This is a genomic window from Streptomyces sp. NBC_01334, assembly GCF_035983595.1.
In the GTDB taxonomy this organism is placed as follows: Bacteria; Actinomycetota; Actinomycetes; order Streptomycetales; family Streptomycetaceae; genus Streptomyces; species Streptomyces coriariae.
Window position 1 is genome coordinate 9,029,863 of the sequence record NZ_CP130718.1, and the last position, 22,456, is coordinate 9,052,318.

The 22,456-nt window shown below is 72.3% G+C and carries 20 protein-coding genes and 2 pseudogenes; 20 read left to right on the forward strand and 2 right to left on the reverse strand.

Annotated features, from left to right (window positions below; translation table 11 throughout):
- Positions 1–35 precede the first annotated feature (35 nt).
- The 13 genes from OG736_RS40165 (at position 36) to hypE (ending at position 12,010) form a co-directional block, all read left to right on the forward strand.
- Positions 36–1,817, forward strand: a complete 1,782-nt coding sequence (locus OG736_RS40165; RefSeq protein ID WP_327186826.1) for a nickel-dependent hydrogenase large subunit — start codon at positions 36–38, stop codon at positions 1,815–1,817.
- Positions 1,814–2,347, forward strand: a complete 534-nt coding sequence (locus tag OG736_RS40170) for a NifU-related iron-sulfur-binding protein (RefSeq protein ID WP_327186827.1) — start codon at positions 1,814–1,816, stop codon at positions 2,345–2,347. Before OG736_RS40165 ends, OG736_RS40170 begins: the two co-directional genes overlap by 4 nt.
- Positions 2,344–2,985 (forward strand): DUF5947 family protein, encoded by a 642-nt coding sequence (locus tag OG736_RS40175; RefSeq protein ID WP_327186828.1) that lies wholly within the window; start codon positions 2,344–2,346, stop codon positions 2,983–2,985. Before OG736_RS40170 ends, OG736_RS40175 begins: the two co-directional genes overlap by 4 nt.
- The gene (locus tag OG736_RS40180; protein WP_327186829.1) at positions 2,982–3,674 is read left to right on the forward strand and encodes a DUF6084 family protein; all 693 of its coding nucleotides are present in this window, start codon (positions 2,982–2,984) and stop codon (positions 3,672–3,674) included. The genes OG736_RS40175 and OG736_RS40180 overlap by 4 nt, the downstream gene beginning before the upstream one ends.
- Positions 3,671–5,110 (forward strand): hypothetical protein, encoded by a 1,440-nt coding sequence (locus OG736_RS40185; protein WP_327186830.1) that lies wholly within the window; start codon positions 3,671–3,673, stop codon positions 5,108–5,110. Before OG736_RS40180 ends, OG736_RS40185 begins: the two co-directional genes overlap by 4 nt.
- On the forward strand, positions 5,107–5,658 hold the full coding sequence (locus tag OG736_RS40190) for a hydrogenase maturation protease (RefSeq protein WP_327186831.1): 552 nt from the start codon (positions 5,107–5,109) through the stop codon (positions 5,656–5,658). The genes OG736_RS40185 and OG736_RS40190 overlap by 4 nt, the downstream gene beginning before the upstream one ends.
- 11 nt (positions 5,659–5,669) lie before the next feature.
- Positions 5,670–5,774, forward strand: a complete 105-nt coding sequence (locus tag OG736_RS47365; protein WP_442817131.1) for a DUF6893 family small protein — start codon at positions 5,670–5,672, stop codon at positions 5,772–5,774.
- A gap of 143 nt (positions 5,775–5,917) precedes the next feature.
- On the forward strand, positions 5,918–6,310 hold the full coding sequence (gene hypA, locus OG736_RS40195) for a hydrogenase maturation nickel metallochaperone HypA (RefSeq protein WP_327186832.1): 393 nt from the start codon (positions 5,918–5,920) through the stop codon (positions 6,308–6,310).
- A 3-nt stretch (positions 6,311–6,313) separates the two neighbouring features.
- Positions 6,314–7,090, forward strand: a complete 777-nt coding sequence (gene hypB, locus OG736_RS40200) for a hydrogenase nickel incorporation protein HypB (RefSeq protein ID WP_327186833.1) — start codon at positions 6,314–6,316, stop codon at positions 7,088–7,090.
- The gene (gene hypF, locus OG736_RS40205) at positions 7,087–9,471 is read left to right on the forward strand and encodes a carbamoyltransferase HypF (RefSeq protein ID WP_327186834.1); all 2,385 of its coding nucleotides are present in this window, start codon (positions 7,087–7,089) and stop codon (positions 9,469–9,471) included. Before hypB ends, hypF begins: the two co-directional genes overlap by 4 nt.
- A gap of 31 nt (positions 9,472–9,502) precedes the next feature.
- On the forward strand, positions 9,503–9,808 hold the full coding sequence (locus OG736_RS40210; protein WP_079074245.1) for a HypC/HybG/HupF family hydrogenase formation chaperone: 306 nt from the start codon (positions 9,503–9,505) through the stop codon (positions 9,806–9,808).
- A complete protein-coding gene (gene hypD, locus OG736_RS40215; RefSeq protein ID WP_327186835.1) occupies positions 9,805–10,932 on the forward strand; it encodes a hydrogenase formation protein HypD in 1,128 nt (375 codons plus the stop codon). Before OG736_RS40210 ends, hypD begins: the two co-directional genes overlap by 4 nt.
- Complete coding sequence (gene hypE, locus OG736_RS40220) at positions 10,925–12,010, forward strand: hydrogenase expression/formation protein HypE (protein WP_327186836.1); 1,086 nt, start codon at positions 10,925–10,927, stop codon at positions 12,008–12,010. Before hypD ends, hypE begins: the two co-directional genes overlap by 8 nt.
- 98 nt (positions 12,011–12,108) lie before the next feature.
- Here the strand turns inward: hypE and OG736_RS40225 are convergent, their stop codons facing one another.
- Positions 12,109–12,498 (reverse strand): hypothetical protein, encoded by a 390-nt coding sequence (locus OG736_RS40225; RefSeq protein ID WP_327186837.1) that lies wholly within the window; start codon positions 12,496–12,498, stop codon positions 12,109–12,111.
- 241 nt (positions 12,499–12,739) lie between these two features.
- Between OG736_RS40225 and OG736_RS40230 the strand changes: the two genes are divergently transcribed.
- The 6 genes and pseudogenes from OG736_RS40230 (at position 12,740) to OG736_RS40255 (ending at position 19,709) form a co-directional block, all read left to right on the forward strand.
- Positions 12,740–14,515, forward strand: coding sequence for a tannase/feruloyl esterase family alpha/beta hydrolase (locus OG736_RS40230; protein ID WP_327186838.1), 1,776 nt, complete (start codon positions 12,740–12,742; stop codon positions 14,513–14,515).
- A gap of 134 nt (positions 14,516–14,649) precedes the next feature.
- A pseudogene (locus OG736_RS40235) lies at positions 14,650–15,072 on the forward strand (dioxygenase); the annotation flags it as partial.
- An 87-nt stretch (positions 15,073–15,159) separates the two neighbouring features.
- A pseudogene (locus OG736_RS40240) lies at positions 15,160–15,724 on the forward strand (MSMEG_1061 family FMN-dependent PPOX-type flavoprotein).
- A 57-nt stretch (positions 15,725–15,781) separates the two neighbouring features.
- A complete protein-coding gene (locus tag OG736_RS40245; RefSeq protein ID WP_327186839.1) occupies positions 15,782–16,651 on the forward strand; it encodes an ABC transporter ATP-binding protein in 870 nt (289 codons plus the stop codon).
- The gene (locus OG736_RS40250) at positions 16,648–17,628 is read left to right on the forward strand and encodes an iron-siderophore ABC transporter substrate-binding protein (protein ID WP_327186840.1); all 981 of its coding nucleotides are present in this window, start codon (positions 16,648–16,650) and stop codon (positions 17,626–17,628) included. The genes OG736_RS40245 and OG736_RS40250 overlap by 4 nt, the downstream gene beginning before the upstream one ends.
- Positions 17,629–17,636: 8 nt before the next feature.
- Entirely contained in the window at positions 17,637–19,709 is a 2,073-nt protein-coding gene (locus tag OG736_RS40255) for an iron ABC transporter permease (protein WP_327186841.1), read from the forward strand.
- Here the strand turns inward: OG736_RS40255 and OG736_RS40260 are convergent.
- On the reverse strand, positions 19,706–20,353 hold the full coding sequence (locus tag OG736_RS40260; protein ID WP_327186842.1) for a TetR/AcrR family transcriptional regulator: 648 nt from the start codon (positions 20,351–20,353) through the stop codon (positions 19,706–19,708). The genes OG736_RS40255 and OG736_RS40260 overlap by 4 nt on opposite strands.
- A gap of 781 nt (positions 20,354–21,134) precedes the next feature.
- Between OG736_RS40260 and OG736_RS40265 the strand changes: the two genes are divergently transcribed.
- A complete protein-coding gene (locus tag OG736_RS40265; protein ID WP_327186843.1) occupies positions 21,135–22,415 on the forward strand; it encodes an NtaA/DmoA family FMN-dependent monooxygenase in 1,281 nt (426 codons plus the stop codon).
- The last annotated feature ends 41 nt before the right edge of the window (positions 22,416–22,456 follow it).

The window sequence follows — 22,456 nt, forward strand, 5'->3', positions numbered from 1 at the left end:
CCGAACCCCGCGCAACGAAGGGCACGGCAAAGACGATGGCAAGGACGAAGGCGGCCGGAGACGGCAGCGGCCTGGTGGAGATGGCCTGGGACCCGATCACCCGGATCGTGGGTTCCCTCGGCATCCACACGAAGATCGACTTCAAGCAGAAGCGGGTCGCGGAGTGCTACAGCACCTCGTCGGTCTTCCGCGGCTACAGCGTCTTCATGCGCGGCAAGGACCCCCGCGACGCCCACTTCATCACCAGCCGCATCTGCGGAATCTGCGGCGACAACCACGCCACCTGCTCGGTGTACGCGCAGAACATGGCGTACGGGGTGAAGCCCCCGCACCTCGGTGAGTGGATCATCAACCTCGGCGAGTCCGCGGAGTACATGTTCGACCACAACATCTTCCAGGAGAACCTGGTGGGGGTCGACTACTGCGAGAAGATGGTCAGGGAGACCAACCCCGGTGTCCTCGAACTCGCCGAACGCACCGAGGCCCCGCACGCGGCCGAGCACGGCTACCGCACCATCGCCGACATCATGCGCTCGCTGAACCCCCTCGAAGGCGAGTTCTACCGCGAGGCCCTCCAGGTCAGCCGCTACACGCGCGAGATGTTCTGCCTGATGGAGGGCCGCCATGTGCACCCCTCCACGCTCTACCCGGGCGGCGTCGGCACCATCGCCTCGGTGCAGCTCTTCACGGACTACCTCAGCCGCCTGATGCGGTACGTCGAGTTCATGAAGCGTGTCGTGCCGCTGCACGACGACCTGTTCGACTTCTTCTACGAGGCGCTGCCGGGCTACGAGGAAGTGGGCCGTCGCCGGGTCCTGCTCGGCTGCTGGGGCGCGCTCAACGACCCCGAGTACTGCGACTTCACCTACGCCAACATGTCCGACTGGGGCCGGCGGATGTTCGTCACGCCCGGTGTCGTCGTGGACGGCAAGCTCGTCACCAACGACCTCACCGACATCAACCTGGGCATCCGCATCCTGCTGGGCAGCTCGTACTACGAGGACTGGCAGGGACAGGAGCAGTTCGTCACCCACGACCCGCTCGGCAACCCGGTGGACCCGCGCCACCCGTGGAACCAGCACACCATCCCCGCCCCGCAGAAGCGGAACTTCGACGACAAGTACAGCTGGGTCATGTCCCCGCGCTGGTTCGACGGCAAGGACCACCTCGCCCTGGACACCGGCGGCGGCCCCATCGCCCGCCTGTGGTCGACGGCGCTGTCCGGGCTCGTCGACATCGGGTACGTCAAGGCCACCGGGCACAGCGTGGTCATCAACCTGCCGCGCACCATGACCAAGCCGGAGACCAGCTTCGAGTGGAAGATCCCGAAGTGGTCCAACGCCCTGGAGCGCAACCGCGCGCGCACCTACTTCCAGGCGTACGCCGCCGCGGTCGCCCTGCACTGCGCGGAGAAGGGCCTCGAGGAGGTCCGCGCCGGACGCACCCAGACCTGGGAGAAGTTCGAGGTCCCGGACGAGGGGCTCGGCGTCGGCTTCACCGAGGCGGTCCGCGGCGTGCTCTCCCACCACATGGTGATCCGCGACGGCAAGATCGCCAACTACCACCCGTACCCGCCCACCCCGTGGAACGCCAGCACCAGGGACACCTTCGGCACGCCCGGCCCGTACGAGGACGCGGTGCAGAACACCCCCATCTTCGAGGAGAACACCCCGGAGAACTTCAAGGGCATCGACATCATGCGCGCCGTCCGCAGCTTCGACCCCTGTCTGCCCTGCGGCGTCCACATGTACGTCGGGGGCGGCAAGACGGTGAAGTCCATGCACGTGCCCACCGGACTGAGCGGACTGGGCGGATGAGCGCGCCCACGGCGGCGCGACCCGTCGACGCGGAACAGACCGGACGCCGTGTCGAGGAGGTGCTGGACCGGCTGGCCGCGAGCGGCGACCCGGCCGCCGTCGAGGCGGCCGAGGAACTCGTGCGTTCCCTCATGGACTTCTACGGCGCCGGTCTGGCCCGCGTGCTCCACCTGCTGTCCGCCGCCCCGGGCGACCCGGTGGCCGGCCTGCTCGGCGACGAACTCGTCGCCGGCCTCCTCGTCCTGCACGACCTGCACCCCGAGGACCGCGACACCCGCATCGCCAGGGCCCTCGACAGCGTCCGCGAACACCCCCTGGACGTCGTGGCCTTCGACGAGGAGAGCGGCGCCCTGACCCTGCGGGCCCGGGAGGCCGGCGGCTGCGGATGCGGGTCCGGCGAGAGCGCCCGGGAGGCCGCGCGCGCGGCCCTCGCCTGCTTCGCACCGGAGGTCGGCGCGGTCGACGTACAGACCGCGCCCGCGGGGCCCACGCTCCTCCAGATCGGCACGGCACCGACGGGCGCCCGATGACGGCGTCCCCGGCGACGCGCACACCCGGCCTGCGGAGGTTCCTCACCGAGCGACCCCCGCGGCCCGAACGGTGCGAGCTGTGCGCCGTGCCGGTCGAGGCGGACCACCGCCACCTGGTCGACACCGAGAAACGCGCCCTCGTCTGCGCCTGTGCCGCCTGCGCCCTGCTGATGCAGCAGCAGGGCGCCGCCGCGGGCCGCTTCCGCACGGTCCCGGCCCGTTACCTCACCGACCCCGGACATCGTCTCGACGAAAGCGCGTGGGAGGCGTTGCAGATCCCGGTCGGCGTCGCCTTCCTCTTCCGCAACGCGGCGCTCGACCGGCTGGTCGCCCTCTACCCGAGCCCGGCCGGAGCCACCGAGAGCGAACTCGAACCGGCCACCTGGACGGCGGTCCTCGGCGGCAGCCGCCTCGCCGGGCTGCTCGAACCCGACGTGGAGGCGCTGCTGCTGCGCCGCGCCCACGGTCGCTTCGAGCTCCACCTCGTACCGATCGACATCTGCTACGAACTCGTAGGCCGTATGCGCCTGTTGTGGCAGGGCTTCGACGGCGGGGCCGAGGCCAGGGCGGCGCTGGACGCGTTCTTCGCGGACGTCGCACGACGCGCCCGGCCGGTGGACGAGGAGCCGCGGCCATGACGGAGTTCTCCTTCGCCTGCACCGGCGTCCGCGCCGACCGCTACGCCGCCGGACCCACCCTCGTCTTCCGGCTGCGCGTCACCGCCGCGGACGGCGCGCGGGTGCACGCCCTCGCGCTGCGCTGCCAGATCCGCATCGAACCCGCCCGCCGCGGCTACGAGTCCGCCGAGGCCGACGGGCTGGCGGATCTCTTCGGCGAGCGCTCCCGCTGGGGCAGCACGCTCCAGCCGGTGCAGTTCGCGCAGATCTCGCTCATGGTCCCCGGCTTCACCGGAGAGACCGAAACCGATCTCGTCGTCCCGTGCACCTACGACATGGACATCGCGGCGACCCGCTACCTGGACGCCCTCACCACCGGAGAGGTCCCGCTGCTGATGCTGTTCTCCGGCACGGCGTTCATCGGCGAAGGCGGTTTCCGGGTCGAGCCGGTGCCGTGGGACCGGGAGGCGGTGTTCCGGATGCCGGTCGCGACCTGGCGGGAGATGGTCGAGCAGCACTTCCCCGGATGCGGCTGGATCCGGCTGCCGCGCGACACCATGGACGCCCTCCTCGCCTACCGCTCCCGGCACGCGCTGCCCTCCTGGGACGCCACCCTCAAGGCCCTGCTGGACGACAGCGGCGACGCGGACCCGCCCCGGCGCGACCCGCTGCGCGCGCTCACCGGGACCACCGGAAGGACGGATCCGTGACCGTCACCGCGTTCGCCTCCGAGACGGAGGCGCGGTTCGCCCTCGCCCGGCAGGTGGCCGACGCCGTCCTCTTCGAGGGCTATGTGCTCTACCCGTACCGCGCCTCGGCGGCCAAGAACCGGCTGCGCTGGCAGTTCGGGGTGCTGGTGCCGCCCGGCTGGGGCGCCGAGTGCGAGGAGCACGACTTCCAGCACACCGAATGCCTGATGGAACCGAAGGCGGGCGCGACCCTCTCCGTCGAGGTCCGCTTCCTGCACGCCCGACGGCGCACCGTGCAGCGGGTACGCCCGGACGGCGGCTTCGAGACGGTCGCCGAACTCCGCCTCGACGACCGGGTGCTGGTGCCCTGGGACGAGGGCGGCGAGGAGCGGGTCGAGGTGGTCGCCCCGGTGGACGCACTCCTCGGCGACGGCGTCACCCATCCCTTCCGGCGCCCCGCCCGGGAGGACACCGAACCCGTCCTGGACGCGGCCGGCCGCACCGTCGGCCGCCTCCTGCGGCGGTGCGAGGAGATCAGCGGGACGATCCGGCTGTCCGCCCGCGAGCTCGACGGCCCCTACCGGGTCCTGCGGCTGACCGCCGTCGTCGAGAACACCAGTGCCTGGACACCGTCCGAGGCCCGCGACGCAGGCCGGGACGCGGCACTGCCGCACTCCCTGGTGGCCACCCACCTCCTCATGGCACTGAGCGCCGGATCGTTCCTGTCGATGACCGATCCCCCCGAGTGGGCGAAGGGCGCGGTCGCCGCCTGCCGCAACCTGCACACCTGGCCGGTGCTCGCCGGCGAGACCGGCACCGCCGACCTCGTACTGTCCTCGCCGATCATCCTGGAGGACCATCCGGCCATCGCACCGGAGAGTCCCGGCGCGCTCTACGACGCCACCGAGATCGACGAGATCCTCGCGCTGCGCACCGCGGCCCTCACCGACGAGGAGAAACGCGAGGCCCGCGGCACCGACGAGCGGGCGGCCGCCGTGATCGAGCTGGCGGACTCGATGCCGGCCGAGGTCCTGGAGCGGCTGCACGGGGCGGTGCGCAGTCTGCGCGAGGCGACCGGCCCGGCCCCCGTCGCCGCGGACGTCGGCTTCCCCGACGAGCACGGGGTGCAGCGCCCGGACACCCCCTGGTGGGACCCCGCGAGCGAGGCGGGCTTCGACCCGGCGAAGGACCACGTGCTGGTGGACGGCCGGCCGGTGGGCAAGGGCAGCCGCGTCGAGCTGCGCCCGGGCCTGCGGCGCACCGACGCGCAGGACATCTTCCTGCGCGGCCGCACCGCGACGGTCGAGGCGGTGCTGCACGACGTCGACGGCGGGGTGCACCTGGCGGTCACGGTCGACGGCGACCCGGGCGCCGACATCCGCCGCGAGCAGGGCCGGTTCCTGTACTTCCAGCCCGACGAGGTCACCCCGGCCGAGGACGCGGAGGACGACGCATGAGCCCTCCCGCACCGGCAGCTCCGAGGACGCTCGTGGCGGGCATCGGCAACATCTTCCTCACGGACGACGGCTTCGGTGTGGAGACCGCCCGCCGGCTCGCCGAGCGCGACCTGCCCGGACACGTCGAGGTGGTGGACATCGGAGTGCGCGGGGTGCACCTCGCCTACCAGCTCCTGGACGGCTACGACACCCTCGTCCTGGCGGACGCCACCGCGCGAGGCGAAGCCCCCGGCACGCTGTACGTGATCGAACACGACGTCGGCGGCGGGAGCCCGCCGCCCGGCACGCCCGCCCTGGACGGCCACCGGATGACCCCTGACGCCGTCCTGGCGCTGCTGGGCACCCTGTGCGCCGGGACCGGCGGCGAGCCGCCACGGCGCGTCCTGGTCGTCGGATGCGAACCGGCCTCGGTGGACGAGGGCATCGGTCTCAGCCCGCCGGTGTCCGACGCCGTACCGGAGGCCGTCCGGCTGATCGAAGAGCTGCTGCGGAACGGGGAGCCGGGAGAGTCCGCGCCGCGGGCCACGGCCGACGGGATCTCGACATGAGGAGAGACGGGATGAAGAAGATGATCATCGGCGGAGCGGCCCTCGCGGCCCTGGTCGCCATCGGCGCCGAGGTGTTTCCCGACGTGCGGCGCTACCTGCGCCTCCGACGGATGTGAACCACGGCCGCCGCCGGTGTGCCGCGCGGTTGCGTCGAACGGCGTACCCGGTGGCCGGTGACGGCGTGCCGGGCCGTGCGGCCCTGGTGCGCGCGCCTCTAATGAAGGCCGACCGCAGGCAGGCCGCGAAAGGACGGAGACCCATGCACGAGATGTCCGTCGCGCTGGCCGTCGTCGACCAGGTGGCAGAGGCCGCCGAGCGGGCCGGCGATGTCACGGCGGTGCGATCGGTACGGCTCCAGGTCGGCGAACTGGCCGGCGTCGTACCCGATTCGCTCGCCTTCTGCTTCGAACTGGTCTGTGCCGGAACGCTTCTGGAAGGCGCCGAACTGGTCACCGAGGCGGTGCCGGGGCGGGCCCGCTGCACACCCTGCGCCCACGAGTGGGCCGTCGGCATGCCACCTCGGCTGACCTGCCCCGCGTGCGACGGGACGACCACGGATCTGCTCGCGGGCCGGGAGCTGCGGATCGCCGCCGTGCAGTGGGAGACCGGCGCCCCCACGCCCACCCGCGAACCGATCTCCGAGGAGTGCTGAACCATGTGTCGTGTCGTCGACCTGCGCCAGGCCGTGCTCGCCAAGAACGACGCGAGCGCCCACACGCTGCGCACCCGCCTCGCGGCCCACGGCACCACGGTCGTCAACCTGCTGTCCAGTCCGGGCAGCGGCAAGACGGCCCTGCTGGAGAACGAACTGCTGCGGGCGCGGGAGCGGGCCGTGCCGGTCGCGGCGCTGACCGCCGATCTCGCCACCGAGAACGACGCGATCCGGCTGGCCCGGTCGGGCGCCCCGGTCAAGCAGGTGCTCACCGACGGACTGTGCCATCTGGAGGCGGGCATGCTCGCCGGGCACCTGGACGGATGGCTGCCCGACGGCACCCGGCTGCTGTTCGTGGAGAACGTCGGCAACCTGGTCTGCCCCGCCGGCTACGACCTGGGGGAGACCCTGAGGGTCGTCCTCGCCTCGGTGACGGAGGGAGAGGACAAGCCGCTCAAGTACCCCACCGCGTTCGGCCTCGCCCACCTGGTCGTCGTCACCAAGATCGACCTCGCGGAGGCCGTGGAGTTCGACGAGATCGCCTTCCGCGCGAACGTGCAGCAGGTCAACCCGGGCGTCGAGGTGGTCCTGACTTCGGCACGCCGCGGGAAGGGCGTGGGCGCGCTGCTCGACCGGGCGCTCGCCGCCGCGGAGGGCGCGCCCCCGCACACACCGGTGATGGCCGGCCGGCCGGACCTCCAGCACGGCCACGCGCACAGCCACCCGCACACCCATGCCGACGAGACCGACGCCGGCGACCTGGCACCCACCCCCTCGTGAGCGCTCCGTCGCGGCCCTCGGCCGTAGTCGCCGGTGACCCGCCGCTGCGCCGCCGGGTCACCGTCCGGGGAGTGGTGCAGGGCGTGGGCTTCCGGCCCTACCTGTACGGCCTCGCCACCGAACTCGCCCTGGCCGGACACGTGACCAACACCCCGGAGGGCGTCGTCGTGGAGGTCGAGGGAACCGCCTCGGCCGTGGCCCGGTTCTGCGACCGGATCGCCGCCCAGGCGCCCCCGCTGGCCCGCGTCGAGTCCGTCCAGCACCGCGAGATGCCGCCCGTCGGCGGCACCGCGTTCACCATCCTCACCTCCCGGACCGGCGGACCGGCCCGCACCCTGGTCTCCCCGGACTCCGCCACCTGCGCCGACTGCCTCGCCGAGCTGGCCGATCCGGCGGACCGGCGGTACCGCCACCCGTTCGTCAACTGCACGCACTGCGGCCCGCGTTTCACGATCGTCACCGGAGTGCCGTACGACCGGGCCCACACCACCATGGCCGGCTTCGCCATGTGCCCCGACTGCGCCCGGGAGTACGCGGATCCGGCCGACCGCCGTTTCCACGCGCAGCCGGTCGCCTGCCCGGCCTGCGGACCGCGGCTGCGGCTGCTGGTCCCGCCGCCCGACGGCCTCCCGGGGACGGACCCGGTCACCGAGGCGCGCGCACTGCTGTCGGGTGGCGCGATCCTCGCCGTCAAGGGACTGGGCGGCTATCACCTGGCCTGTGACGCCACGAACGAGGAGGCGGTCGCGCGTCTGCGTCGCCGCAAGGCGCGGGGGGACAAGCCGTTCGCCGTCATGGCCAGGCGCACGGCCGACGTCGAGCACCTCGTCCGGTTGTCCCCCGAGGAGCGGGAGCTGATCGGGGGCGGTGTCCGGCCCGTCGTGCTGCTGCGCCGGCGCCCGGACCCGGTGTACGCGGCGGGGGCCCCACGCCTCGCCGACTCCGTCGCGCCCGGCAGCCCCGACCTGGGGGTGATGCTGCCGTACACACCCCTGCACCATCTCCTGCTCGGCCTGTCCGGCGACCCGGACGGCCCCCGGCTGCTCGTCATGACCAGCGGCAACGTGTCCGGGGAGCCGATCGTCACCGACGACACCGAGGCACTGGAGCGGCTCGCCCCGCTGGCCGACGCCTGGCTCACGCACGACCGGCCGATCCACGTCCCCTGCGACGACTCGGTGGTCCGCGTCTGCGACGGGGAGCCGCTGGTGATCCGCCGCTCCCGCGGCTACGCCCCGCTGCCGGTCGCCCTCCCGCTGCCCGTCCGTCCGGCTCTCGCCGTCGGCGGCGACCTGAAGAACGCCTTCTGTCTGGGGGCGGGCCGGCGCGCCTGGCTGTCCGCGCACATCGGCGACATGGACGACCTCGGTACCCAACGGGCCTTCGAGGGCGCGGTGGCGCAACTGGAGTCCATCACCGGCGTACGGCCCGGCACCCTGGTGGCCGACCGGCATCCCGGCTACCGCTCCGCCCGGTGGGCCGACCGCCATGCGGCGGCGCGACCCGTCGTACGCGTCCAGCACCATCACGCGCACGTCGCCGCCGCGATGGCCGAGCACGGGCTGGACGGCACCCGGCCGGTGATCGGCGTCGCCTTCGACGGCACGGGCCACGGCGACGACGGAGCCGTCTGGGGCGGCGAGTTCCTGCTCGCGGACTACGACGGTTTCAGTCGGTTCGGGCACCTCGCGTATGTCCCGCTGCCCGGCGGCGACGCCGCGGTGCGCAGGCCGTACCGCATGGCGCTGGCCCATCTGAGGGCGGCCGGGATCGACCGGGCGGACGACCTCGCCTGTACGGCCGCCTGTCCGCCCGACGAACTACGGCTGCTGGAAAGGCAGTTGGAGCTCGGTCTGCACTGTGTCCCCACCTCCAGCATGGGGCGGTTGTTCGATGCCGTGTCCTCCCTGGCCGGGGTGTGCCACCGTGCCGGATACGAGGCACAGGCCGCCGTGGAGCTGGAGGGGGCGGCGCTCGGCGCGCCCCTCGGCGACCGGGCCGCGTACGCCTTCGACCTCCGGGCGCCCGGGCGTGCGCGCGAGGAGGACGACGCGGTACGGGCCGACCCGGCGCCCGTCCTCGCCGCGATCGTCGCCGACCTGCGGGCCGGCGTCGAACCCGCGCTGGTCGCGGCCCGCTTCCACCGGGCGGTGACCGGCCTGGTGCACCGGATCTGCGTACGGGCCCGAGAGCGGCACGGCCTGGACACGGTCGCCCTGACGGGAGGCGTGTTCGCCAACACGCTGCTCTCCTCGGCCTGTGCCGCCGCCCTGCGCGAGGACGGTTTCACGGTCCTGCGGCACCGGCTGGTGCCGCCGGGCGACGGCGGTCTGGCACTGGGCCAGCTGATGGTGGCCGCCCGGACGAACCCCACCGACTGAGTAACGCGCGACCCACAGCGAGGAGAGGCTCATGTGCCTGGCGGTACCCGGCAGAGTGCTGGACATCGAGGACCGGGACGGCACCCGGATGGCCACCGTCGACTTCGGCGGTGTGGTCAAGGAGGTGTGCCTGGAGTATCTGCCGGATCTCCAGGTCGGCGAGTACGCCATCGTCCACGTCGGCTTCGCCCTTCAGCGGCTGGACGAGGAGTCGGCGCGGCAGACGCTCGAACTCTTCGCCGAACTCGGCATGCTGCAGGAGGAGTTCGGCGACGCCTGGGAGATGGCGGCGGCGGAGGCGGGCACGGACCCGGTGGAAGGGGTGCACAACCGGTGAAGTACATCGACGAGTTCCAGGACCCGGAGCTGGCCCGTCGGCTGCTCGACGACATCCATGCCACGGTGACGAGGCCGTGGGCGCTGATGGAGGTCTGCGGCGGCCAGACACACAGCATCATCCGGCACGGCATCGACCAACTCCTGCCGGAGCAGCTTGAGTTGATCCACGGTCCGGGCTGTCCGGTGTGCGTGACCCCGCTGGAGGTCATCGACAAGGCGCTGGAGATCGCCTCCCGGCCGGAGGTGATCTTCTGCTCCTTCGGGGACATGCTGCGGGTGCCGGGCACCGGACGGGACCTGTTCCAGGTCCGCGGGGAAGGCGGCGACGTGCGGGTCGTCTACTCGCCGCTCGACGCGCTGCGGATCGCCCAGCAGAACCCCGACCGCGAGGTGGTGTTCTTCGGCATCGGCTTCGAGACGACGGCTCCCCCCAACGCCATGACCGTCCACCAGGCCCGGAAGCTGGGCATCCCGAACTTCAGCATGCTGGTGTCCCATGTCCGGGTACCGCCGGCCATCGAGGCGATCATGTCGTCGCCGAGCTGCCGGGTGCAGGGCTTCCTCGCGGCCGGGCACGTGTGCAGTGTGATGGGTGTGGAGGAGTATCCGGAACTGGCGGAGCGCTTCCGTGTCCCGATCGTCGTGACCGGCTTCGAGCCGCTGGACATCCTCGAAGGCGTGCGCCGGGCCGTCCGTCAGCTGGAACGCGGCGAGCACACCGTCGACAACGCCTACGCCCGTGCCGTCCGCCCGGAGGGCAACCCGGCCGCCCGGGCCATGCTGGAGGACGTCTTCGAGGTCACCGACCGGGCCTGGCGCGGAATCGGCGTGATTCCCGGCAGCGGCTGGCGGCTGTCGTCGAAGTACCGTGACCACGACGCCGAGCACCGCTTCGAGGTCGAGGGGATCCGGACGGAGGAGCCCGCCGAGTGCCGCAGCGGCGAGGTCCTGCAGGGGCTGCTCAAGCCGCACGAGTGCGAGGCCTTCGGCACCCTGTGCACCCCCCGCACCCCCCTGGGCGCCACCATGGTCTCCAGCGAGGGCGCGTGCGCCGCGTACTACCTCTACCGGCGGCTGGACATGCCCGCCGTCAAGGCCCGGGAGGCGACCCCCGTTGTCTGACATCACCGATCTGCCCGCCGCCGGCCGCGCCCTCGACGTCGAGGGCTGGACCTGCCCGGCGCCGCTGCGTGACCGGCCCCGGGTCGTCATGGGCCACGGTGGCGGGGGAGTGCTCTCCGCCGAACTGGTCCAGCAGATCTTCGCGCCCGCCTTCGGGGGCGAGGTGCTCTCGCAGCTGGGCGACTCCGCCGTGCTGAGCCTGGGCGGGGCCAGGCTGGCGTTCTCCACCGACTCCTACGTGGTGCGGCCGCTGTTCTTCCCCGGCGGCAGCATCGGCGACCTGGCGGTCAACGGCACCGTCAACGACCTCGCCATGAGCGGTGCCCGCGCCGCCTACCTCTCCTGCGGATTCATCCTGGAGGAGGGCGTCGAACTGGACGTGGTCCGGCGGGTGTCCGAGGCGCTGGGCGCGGCCGCGCGTGCCGCCGGGGTGGAGGTGGCCACCGGGGACACCAAGGTGGTGGAGACCGGACACGGCGACGGGATCTACCTCAACACCGCGGGCATCGGTCTCGTTCCCGCGGGCGTGGATCTGCGGCCGCAGCGGGTCGTTCCCGGTGACGTGGTGATCGTCAGTGGCGCCATCGGCGTCCACGGGGTGGCGGTCATGAGCGTGCGCGAGGGCCTGGAGTTCGGGGTCGAGATCAAGAGCGACTGTGCGGCGCTCGGCGGCCTGGTCGACGCCATGCTCGCCGTCACCCCGGATCTGCACGTGCTGCGCGATCCCACCCGAGGCGGCCTGGCGGCCGCGCTCAACGAGATCGCGGCGGCCTCCGGCGCGGGGGTGGTCATCCGGGAACGCGACGTCCCGGTCCCGTCGGCCGTGGCCAACGCCTGCGCCATTCTGGGCCTGGACCCCATGTACATCGCCAACGAGGGCAAGTTGGTGGCCTTCGTCCCGCGCGAGCACGCCGACGCCGTCCTCGAGGCGATGCGGGCCCATCCCCTGGGAGCGGAGTCCGTGGTCATCGGTGAGGCCGTCGAGGCGCATCCCGGGATGGTCGTGGCCAGGACCGGGCTGGGAGGAACACGGGTGGTCGATCTGCCGATCGGGGAGCAGCTGCCGCGGATCTGCTGACGCGGATCCCGTGCGTCGTGCGACGCGCGTCGTAGGGCTCCTCCACGCCCCCGCGGCCGGGGGCGTGGAGGAGCGGGTCGTTCGCGCGCGAGCGGGCCTCAGCGGCCCGATCGGCGTCCGGACGGCGGGTCCTGCGGGTCCACGCCGGTCGCGGCGGACGCGTCCCTGGCGCCGCTGGGACGCTGGGATCGACCCTTGCGGCCGGTGTCGCGTCGGCCCTTCTCGTCCGTGTCGGCGTACTTCTCGCCGCGTTTGCTGAGACTCTCGACCGTGTCACCCGGAACGGACTTCGTCTCCTCGGCTGATCTGGTCCGGCCCCGGCCCTTCTCGTCGGCGTACTCAGCTGTGTGGAAGGAGCGGTGAGAGCTCGGGTTGTCCTGCTGATGTGTCTCGTCCACATCGGGCGACCAGCCGTGCTGCCCGGCGCCCTCGTGCCGGCTCGGCCCCTTGCCGGGGGGCGGCTCGGACGAACGTGGTTTCTTCGACATGGTCCGACCTGCCTGTTCCTGGTCAGTGGAGGACGCCGGTCGAGCGCCACCGTGCTCATTGAATTATCCCCTCTTGTGATATTTCGAGCACGCCGTGACCTCATGCGCCCCGCCGGCCCGGCCGGAACAGTGCTGCCGACTAATTGTTGTCGAAATTGTTGACGATCTCTCGAGTGTGGGCCACGCTGACCGCTCGGTGGCGCCGTCGCCCGTGGCGCGCCCGCACCGAGAGGGGAACCCCATGCGTTGGTCCTTCGTCCGCGGTCGAAGGAGATCGGCCGCTGTCGCCGCCCGGGTGGCGGTGGTGGCCATGCTCGCCGCTGTCCTGGTGCCGGTCACGAGCGCGAGCGGCGCGCAGGCGCCGCACCGTGCCGTCACGGCCGACGGTCTGGCGGATCTGCCCGCGGTGCGGCCCGTGCTGGACTGCGCCCGTGTGACCGGCCTCGACCTGGACGGGGTCACCGACGCGCCGGTCACGATCTCCTCGGCGACCGTCGTGACGACCGGCGCGGCCCCCTACTGCGAGGTGCGGGGGACCATCGCCCCCGCGAACACCGTTGTCATGCGCCTGCCGGTCAACGGCTGGACGCAGCGCTACGTCCAGACCGGCTGCGGTGGCCTGTGCGGAAGCGCCGCCATCAACTACGGCCAGGCGTCGACCTGTCCGGTCGTCCAGGACGGCACGGTCGCGAGCGCCACGACCGACATGGGCCACCAGGGCCTGAACGACGGCTCCTGGGCGTTGGACAATCCGCAGGCACAGATCGACTTCGCCTACCGGGGCGTGCACGTCACGTCCCAGGTGGCCAAGGCGGTCATCGCGAGGTTCTACGGCAAGCGTCCCGCGTACTCCTACTTCACCGGCTGCTCCGACGGCGGCCGTGAGGCGCTCATGGAGGCCCAGCGTTACCCGGACGACTTCGACGGCATCGCCGCCGGCGCGCCCGCGAACAACATGGTCGTCCAGAACACCTTCCACCACGCCTGGAACGTGCTGACGAACAAGGACGCGAACGGCGACTACATCCTCCTCGCCGACAAGCTGCCCCTGATCCACCGGGCCGTGCTGGCGGCCTGCGACGCGCTGGACGGACTGACGGACGGGCTGCTCGACGACCCGCGGCGCTGCGCCTTCGACCCGAGGACGCTGGTGTGCGTGTCCGGGCAGGACCCGTCGACGTGCCTGACGGCAGCGCAGGCCGCCGTCGTCCAGCGACTGCACGACGGCGCCACCGACGCGCAGGGCCGCAGGCTGGAGCTCGCGATCTCCCACGAGTGGGGCTCCGAACTCGAGTGGACCCTGTTCGTGCCGAAGGCGCAGGGCGAGACGGTGGCGAGCGAGAACTTCGTGACGTCCTTCGCCCGCTATCTGGCGTACCCGAACGCCCCCGACCCGGACTTCCGGCTCTCGGACCTCGACTTCACCGTCGAGTCGTTCTGGAAGACCGTCCAGTCCTCCAGCTACCTGGCGGCCATGGACCCCGGCCTCGGCGCCTTCGAGAAGAGCGGCGGCAAGCTGCTCCTCTGGCACGGCTGGAACGACCAGCACATCTCACCGCAGGGGACGCTGGCCTACTACGACGCCCTGCGTGACACGATGGGGGCGAGGACCGCGGACCGGTTCGCCAAGCTGTACATGTTCCCGGGTGTGGCCCACTGCGGGGGCGGTGACGGGCCGAACACCTTCGACGTCCTCACCCCGGTGATGGCCTGGGCGGAGAGCGCCACCACGCCCGGCCGGATCGTCGCGTCCAACAGCACGAACGGCACCGTGACACGCACCCGGCCCGTGTACCCGTACCCCGAGGTCGCCCGCTACGACGGCACGGGCAGCGTCGACGACGCCGCGAACTTCGTGGCCCGGACCCCGTCGGCCCGGCCGGACGGCGACGCCTACGACTGGCTGGGCAAGCGCCTGTACTCCCATGGCTACCAGACGTGGTGCAGGGTCGTGGACGGCGGACTGGTGTGCCGCCCGACCCGGACCTGGCTGACGGAACGGCAGCGGGCCGCGTAGCCCCGGAGCCGGCGTCCCGAGAGGGGCGCCGGCGCTTCCCGCCGGTGATTTCCGTGTCGGCGCTTCCCATGCCGGTGGAGACTGGTCCGTGGACCAGACCGCCGGCCAGGATCCCCGAACCGCTGGGAACGACCATGGACTTCACCGTCGAGACCGCCACCGAACCGGTCGTGGACAGCTTCCGCAGCACCGAGGACCCCCGGCTGCGGGAGGTGCTGAAGAGCCTGACCCGCCACCTCCACGCCTTCGTGAGGGACGTCGGGCCCACCCCGGGGGAGTGGGAGGCGGCGATCGACTTCCTCACCGCCGTCGGGCAGAAGTGCGACGACACCCTGCAGGAGTTCGTCCTCCTCTCCGACGTCCTGGGCGTCTCCATGCTCGTCGAGACGCTCGACGGAGCGGAGGAGGGGACGGAGAGCACCGTCCTCGGCCCGTTCCACATGACCGAGTCGCCCCGCAGGGACCTCGGCGACAGCATCGACCTTCTCGGTACCGGCCGCCCCTGTGCGGTCTCCGGCCGGGTGCTCGCCACCGACGGCACCCCGCTGCCGGGTGCACACTCCGAGTAAGGCAAGCCAATCCTAATGTCGGATAACGTTCCCTGTGCAACTATCTGCCGGGCGCATGCACATGGGGAGTCGGCCTTGCCGCACACGATCGATACCGCCGGGGCCGGACCGGACGCCGTGACCGAGAGGGGCTGGGTGGCGCTGGAGTCGCAAGCCGAACTGCGCGCACTGCTGGGCGAGCCCTGGCCCGTGGTGATCGAGAAGGTCCACGACCGGCTGACCGACCAGGACCTGGCCATCGTCGCCCGCTCGCCGTTCTGCCTGCTGGCCACCTCCGACGCGCACGGCAACTGCGACGTCTCCCCGCGCGGTGACGCCCCGGGTTTCACCCATGTCGTCGACTCCGGCACGATCGCCCTGCCCGACCGGCCGGGGAACCGTCGGGGGGACAGCTTCCACAACATCCTCGACAACCCGCACGCAGGCCTGCTGTACCTGATCCCCGGCGGCAAGGAGGTCCTGCGCGTCAACGGCCGGGCCCGCATCCTCACCGACGCCCCGTTCTTCGACGCCATGACGCTCGACGGCCGGCGGCCCGAGCTCGCCCCTGGTCCTGGAGATCGACGAGGTCTATCTGCACTGCCCGGCGTCGCTGCGCCGCTCGGGCGTGTGGGATCCGGCGTCGTGGCAGACCGGCTGAGCCGGGTGCGGGACACCCCTGATCGACTTGAAGTTAGGTTAGGCTAACCTTCGTCGTGTGAGATCTGGTGAAGAAGCAGCCGCCACCCCGCGGCTACGCGGTCATGAACTGTCGGCCACGGGTGTGACCGTGTCGTACGACGGCGTCGACGTCGTGCACGGCGCCTCGGTCGTGCTCCGGCCCGGCGAGGTGACCGTGCTGGTCGGCCCCAACGGCAGCGGCAAGTCGACGCTCCTGCGAACCATCGCCCGTCTGCAGTCGGCCCGCCACGCCACGCTCAGGATCGATGCCGACACCGACGGCCTCACCCTGACCGCCCGTGAGTTCGCGCGGCACGTCGCCCTGCTGACCCAGGGTCGCCCCACGCCCAGCGGGCTGACGGTGCGGGACGTCGTCGAGTTCGGCCGCTACCCGTACCGGGGCCGCTTCGGCCGGCCCGATCCGGACGCGTCGGCCGCGGTCGACCGGGCACTCGCGCTGACCGGCGTCACGGACCTCGCCGAGCGCGGCGCCGACCACCTGTCCGGCGGGCAACTGCAGCGGGTGTGGCTGGCCGGCTGCCTCGCGCAGGAGACCGGCGTGCTGCTGCTGGACGAGCCGACGACCTATCTCGACCTGCGCTACCAGATCGAACTCCTCGACCTCATCCGCGACCTGGCCGACGACCATGGGATCGCCGTCGGCGTCGTGCTGCACGACCTCGACCAGGCGGCGGCCGTCGCGGACCGGATCACGCTGCTCGAAGCGGGCCGGATCGTCGCCGACGGCCTGCCCGAGGACGTCCTGACACCGGAACGTCTGACGGCTGTCTACGGCATCCGGATCGACGTCGACACCGACCCCCTGACCGGCCGACTGCGCACCCGCCCGATCGGCCGCCACCACACTCGACACACTCGAACCGAAAGGCTCGGCACCACCTCATGAGACGCCTCCTGCTCACCGCGGCCACCACCACCGCCGCGGCGCTCACCCTCGCCGCGTGCGGCACCACCGAGCCTGCCGCCGACAGCTCCGAGAAGCCCTCCCAGGCCATCAGTCTCACCGACGCCACCGGTGCGAAGATCAAGCTCGACGGCCCGGCCACCAAGGTCGTCGCCACCGAGTGGAACGTCGTCGAGAGCCTCGTCACGCTCGGCGTGGACCCGGTCGGCGTCGCCGACGTCAAGGGCTACAAGACCTGGGACACCGCCGTCCCGCTGAAGAACGAGCCGAAGGACATCGGCACGCGCGGCGAGCCGAGCATGGACACCATCGCCTCGCTCGCGCCCGACCTCATCGTGGCCACCACCGATCTGACCCCCGCCGCGGTGAAGCAACTGCGCAAGGTCGCCCCGGTGCTGGAGGTGACGTCCGCCGACTCCACCGACCAGATCGGGCAGATGCTGGAGAACCTCGACCTCATCGCCAAGGCCACCGGCACCACCGCCGAGGCCGAGACGGCCCGTACGGCCTTCGAGGCCAAGGTCGCCGAGGGCAAGAAGGCCCTCGCCGCCGCCGGTCTCGCCGGTGCGCAGTACGCCTTCGCCGACGGCTACGTCGCCTCCAACCAGGTCTCCCTGCGCCCCTACACCAGCGGTTCGCTCATCGGGGCCGTCAACGAGGCGGTCGGCCTGAAGAACGCCTGGACGGTCAAGGGAGACGCGGCCTACGGCCTCGGCACCACCGACGTCGAAGGTCTCACCGCCCTGCCGAAGGACACCCGGTTCGCCTACATAGCCAACGACGACGACGCGAGCAGCACGCCCTTCACCGGTGCGCTGGCGAAGAACGCCGTGTGGACGTCCCTGCCCTTCGTGAAGGCCGGCGAGGTGCACCGACTGCCCGACGGCATCTGGATGTTCGGCGGTCCCGAGTCGATGGAGGCGTACATCGACGCCGTCGTCGACGCGCTGACGAAGTAGCGCCGGCCATGGCCGTCACCGCAACGCCCCCCGCGCTCCGTCCACCGGCCGCCGCGTCCCGGACGGGCGCGGCCGCGGTGACGGCCGCCCTCGTCCTCCTCGTCGCGGCCCTCGCCGTCGTCGACATCACCCAGGGCACCGCCGCCGTCGGACCGGTCGAGGTGTTCAAGGCCCTGACCGGGCGGTCCGATCCGGCCGACGCCTCCGTCGTGATCGCCTCCCGGCTGCCGCGGATGACCGCCGGCATCATGGTCGGCGTCATCCTCGGCGCGGCCGGCGCCGTGCTCCAGGCCGTCAGCCGCAACGTGCTCGCCGCTCCCGACACCCTCGCGGTGAACGCCGGTTCGTACCTGGCGCTCGGGCTGGTCGGCGTCACCGGCGTCTCGCTGCCGATGATCGCCTCCTCCGGGGTCGCCTTCGTCGGCGGACTCCTCGCCGCGACCGTCGTGCTCGCCCTGTCCGGCCTCGGCACGGGCACCGTACGGCTGGTCCTCGCGGGCACCGCGCTGGCGCTGGGGCTCACCTCCGTGACCGAAGGCCTGCTCCTGCTGTTCCCCCAGGAGACCGAGGGCCTCTACCAGTGGAACCAGGGCAGCATCAGCCAGAACGGCTTCGACGGCGTCCTCCAGATGCTGCCCGTCGTCCTGGTCGGGCTCGTCGGCCTGCTGCTGACCGCCCGTCGGGTCGACGCGCTGGCCCTGGGCGACGACGCGGCACGCGGGCTGGGCGTCCCGGTCCGCGCCACCCGTCTGACGGTGGTCGTCCTGGCGACGCTGCTGTCCGCGGCGGCCGTCACCCTCGCCGGGCCCATCGGTTTCGTCGGCCTGTGCGCCCCGGCCCTCGTGCGACCGCTCGCCCGCCGGTACCGGGGCTTCGTCCGGACCCGGACGACCCTGCCCGTGGCCGGCCTGGTCGGCGCGGGCCTGGTCCTCGGGGCGGACGTGCTGCTGCGGGCCCTCGTGCCCGCGGACACGGCGGTCGCCGTGCCCACCGGTGTCGTGACCAGCCTGGTCGGTGCCGTCTTCCTGGTGGTGATGGCCCTGCGGCTGCGGGACACGGCCGGGGCGGACGCGCCGGACCGGTTGCGGATCCCGAGCCGGGCGGCGTTCCTGACCACCCTGGCCGTACTCGTCGTCGTGGTCTTCGGCGTGACGATCGCCGGCGTCCTGCTCGGCGACAGCAAGCTGCTGCTCGGCGATGTCGCGAACTGGGTACAGGGGCGGGCCGGCCGGGCGGTGTCCTTCGTCCTCGACACCCGGGTGCCCCGCGTCCTCGCTGCGCTGTGCGCGGGCGCGGCGCTCGCCCTGGCCGGCACGCTGGTGCAGGCCGTGACCCGCAACCCGCTCGCGGAACCGGGCGTCCTGGGTGTGTCCGGCGGGGCCGCGCTGGGTGCCGTGCTCCTGGTCACCACCGTGCCCGTCGCCGGGACCTGGGGCGTGGCGGGCGCCGCGTTCGCGGGCGCCGCGGTGACCTCCGTCGTCGTCTTCGGGCTCGCCGCCCGGGGCGGCTACCAGCAGAACAGGCTGGTCCTCGTCGGCATCGGCACGGCCGCCGGCACGACGGCACTGATCAGCCTGCTCATCGTGCTCACCGACCCCTTCAACGCGACGAAGGCGCTGACCTGGCTGTCCGGTTCGACGTACGGCCGGACCATGCCGGACGTCCTGCCCGTCGCGCTCGTGCTGACGGTGGGCCTCGCCGTCGCGGCCGCCCGGCGCACCGAACTGGACCTCGTCTCGCTGGACGCGGACACGCCCCGGCTGCTCGGCCTGCGACTGTCCCGGGCCAGGCTCGGGTTCCTGGTGGTGAGCGTCCTGCTCAGTGCGACGGCGGTCGCCTCGGCCGGCACCATCGGCTTCGTGGGCCTGGTGGCGCCGCACGCGGCGCGTGCCCTCGTGGGCCGACGGCACGTCCGGGTGGTGCCGGTCGCGGTCCTCCTCGGCGCCGCCCTCGTCTGCACGGCCGACCTGCTGGGCCGTACGGTCATCGCCCCCGCCCAACTGGGCGCCGGCCTGATGACGGCGGTGATCGGCACGCCGTACTTCCTCTATCTGCTGGTGCGCGGCAGGCGGGGGCGCTAGGCGGGGCGCTGGGCGCTGAGCCGCTCGGGGCGGGCGAGGCTGCGGACCCGTGCGGCGGCGAGGTCGCCGTCCGCCCCCACCGCGATCAGGGCCGCCGTGGCGGTTCGGGTGCCGTCGTCGCTCCAGGTCCCGGCGTTCACGCACTCCAGGAGCGCCAGTGTCAGCCCTTCGACGGCTCGGCCGAGCGGGTCGGGCGGGACACTGGTGTGGAAGACGCCCTGTCGCTGTCCGCGCTCGATGATCGCCGTCGCCGTCTCGCGGGCCGGGCCGAGGATCTCGTTCACGCGCTCCGCCCCCAGGTCCTGGGGTGCCAGTCGCAGCAGCACGCGACAGCGGTCGCCGACGGGCCACAGGGTCAGGACGAAGCGTGCCATCGCGGTGACGGCGTCGGGGCCGAGGACCGGCATGGTCGCCAGCGCGCGTCCGAGGGCCTCCGTCGCGTCCGAGGCGAGCCCCTCCACGAGGGCCGACCGGCCGCCGAAGTGGTCGTAGACGGTGCGGCGCACCACGCCGGCGGCCTCGGCGATGTCCTCGAGGCTGCTGTCGGGATCACGGCCGAGTTCCCGCCTCGCCGCTTCGAGGATGCGGGCCCGGGTGAGCCGTGTCCGGTGGCGTCCACCGCCCGCGACGTGTGGGTCGGTCATGTCGGACCTCCGGTCGGCCGGGGAGGATGCCTCGATAATTGCACGCTGACGGGCAATAAACCAGTGCGCCGGCGCCCTCCGCGGCTCCACCGAGCTCGCGTCACTCGGCCTCGATGCGTACGACCCCGGTGGTCGCGCCCTGGTAGACAACGCCGCTCACCCGCGGGCAGGGCGAGCGTGCGCACGGCGCCCGTGCTCGCCCGTCTGACGCGAACGCGCCTGCGCCGGGGCGTAGTTCCGGGTGTCCGGTCGACAAGGGCCGGCGAGCAGGTGGCCTTGCAGTGGCGTACGACCACGGGAGAACATGGGCGCGCCCCGCGGAATCCGCGCACGCACCGCGCAGCAGGGCACCGTCCGGTGCACAGACTTCAGGACCGAGGGGAGCCACGGTGGGGACAGCGCCCTTCCGCCCGGTCCGTACCGCGGCCCTGTCTCCGGCCCGGACGAAGCGTCGGCACGTCGACCTGTGCCGGACCCACACCGCGCTCTGTCGCTGACCCGACCCGATCTCCGGCCTTCTCCTGACGGGCCTGCGCCTGTCCGCCCTGCCCGACCAAGAGCGGGCCGCGCGGGCGCGGGTCCTCACCCGCCGCCGGAACACCATGTCAGGGCCACCGCCCACAGCCGGGTGTCCGCCCTTCCCGCAGAGCCGCGTCCGGGTGCGAGCCCGTACCCGTGGAACTCCGTCCCCCCCTGAGATGACACCGACGACGGTGAGAAACCGACGTCGGTGAGAAATGGACGAGCAGTGAGCGTGCAGCAGCCCAGGACGCTGAAAACCGTGACCGGAGCCGGCGGTACGTCGGAGACCTACGACCTGGCGGTCGATCCGACCCGGTCCACGCTGGACACGGCCGTACGGGTGGCGAAGCTCGCCGAGGCGGCACGGATCGATGCCCTGTTCACCGCCGATCTGCTGCGCTTCGACGCTCAGGGTTCGATCGGATCGCAGGAGCCCTTGGTCTTCGTCTCGGCACTGAGCCAGGTGACGTCGCGGATCGGCCTGATCGCGACGGTCTCGACGACGTTCCACCACCCTTTCAACCTGGCCCGGTTGTTCGGAACGCTCGACCATGTGAGCAAGGGGAGGGCGGCCTGGAACCTGGTGACCTCCTCGGTCGGTGAGGAGAACTTCGGGCCGGGTGAACTCCCCAGCCCCGAGGAGCGCTACGCACGCGCCGCGGAGACGCTGGAGGTGGTCAACGCGCTGTGGGACAGCTGGCAGTCCGACGCCCTCACCGTCGGTGCGGACGGGAAGGCGGTGCTGCATCGCGACAGGGTGCACCCGATCCACCACTCCGGCCGGTTCTTCGACGTGGCCGGCCCGCTCAACATCCCGCCGCTGCCGCAGCGGCGGCCGGTTCAGATCCAGGCCGGGCAGTCCGCGGCGGGCACGACACTGGGCGCTCGTTTCGCGGAGATCGTCTTCACCTCGCTGCCGACTCTCGACCACGCGCTGGACTTCACTCGGAAGATCCGAGGCCAGGCCGAGGAGTTCGGCCGCGCCGACGGGCTGCCGCTGATCTTCAGTTCGTTCCACGCCACGTTCGGCGCGACCGAGGAAGAGGCGCGGCGACTCGTTCGCGAGCGGCGCGAGGCGATCGACTTCGAGCGCGGTCGCGACCAGGTCGCCGACATGCTCGGTGGCGGCATCGACCTGTCCGGCCTGCCCCTCGACGCACCACTGCCGCAGAGCGTGCTGCCGGAGATCGCCTCGGTGAACCGGCGCCGCGGCCGGGTCGACATCTTCGCCGGGTACGTCCGACAGGGCTACACGCTGCGCGAGCTCATCGTCGCGGCGCAGGACACGGGTCACTGGGCTGCCGCCGGCACTCCCGAACAACTCGCCGACGCGGTGGAGGAAAGGTTCCGTGCGGGCGTGCTGGACGTGATCTCCCTGAGCGGTCTCGCCGACCCACGGCAGCACGACTTCGTCGTCAACGGCCTGCTCCACGAACTCCGCAAGCGGAAGATCGTCGCCGCCGACTACACCGGTACGACGCTGCGGGAGAACCTGGGACTCGAGTTGCCGGCCGGAAAGACGCCGGCCCGCCTGGGCTGACCGGCGCGTGGTCCGGTGCCCAGGCGGCACCGGACCGTTCG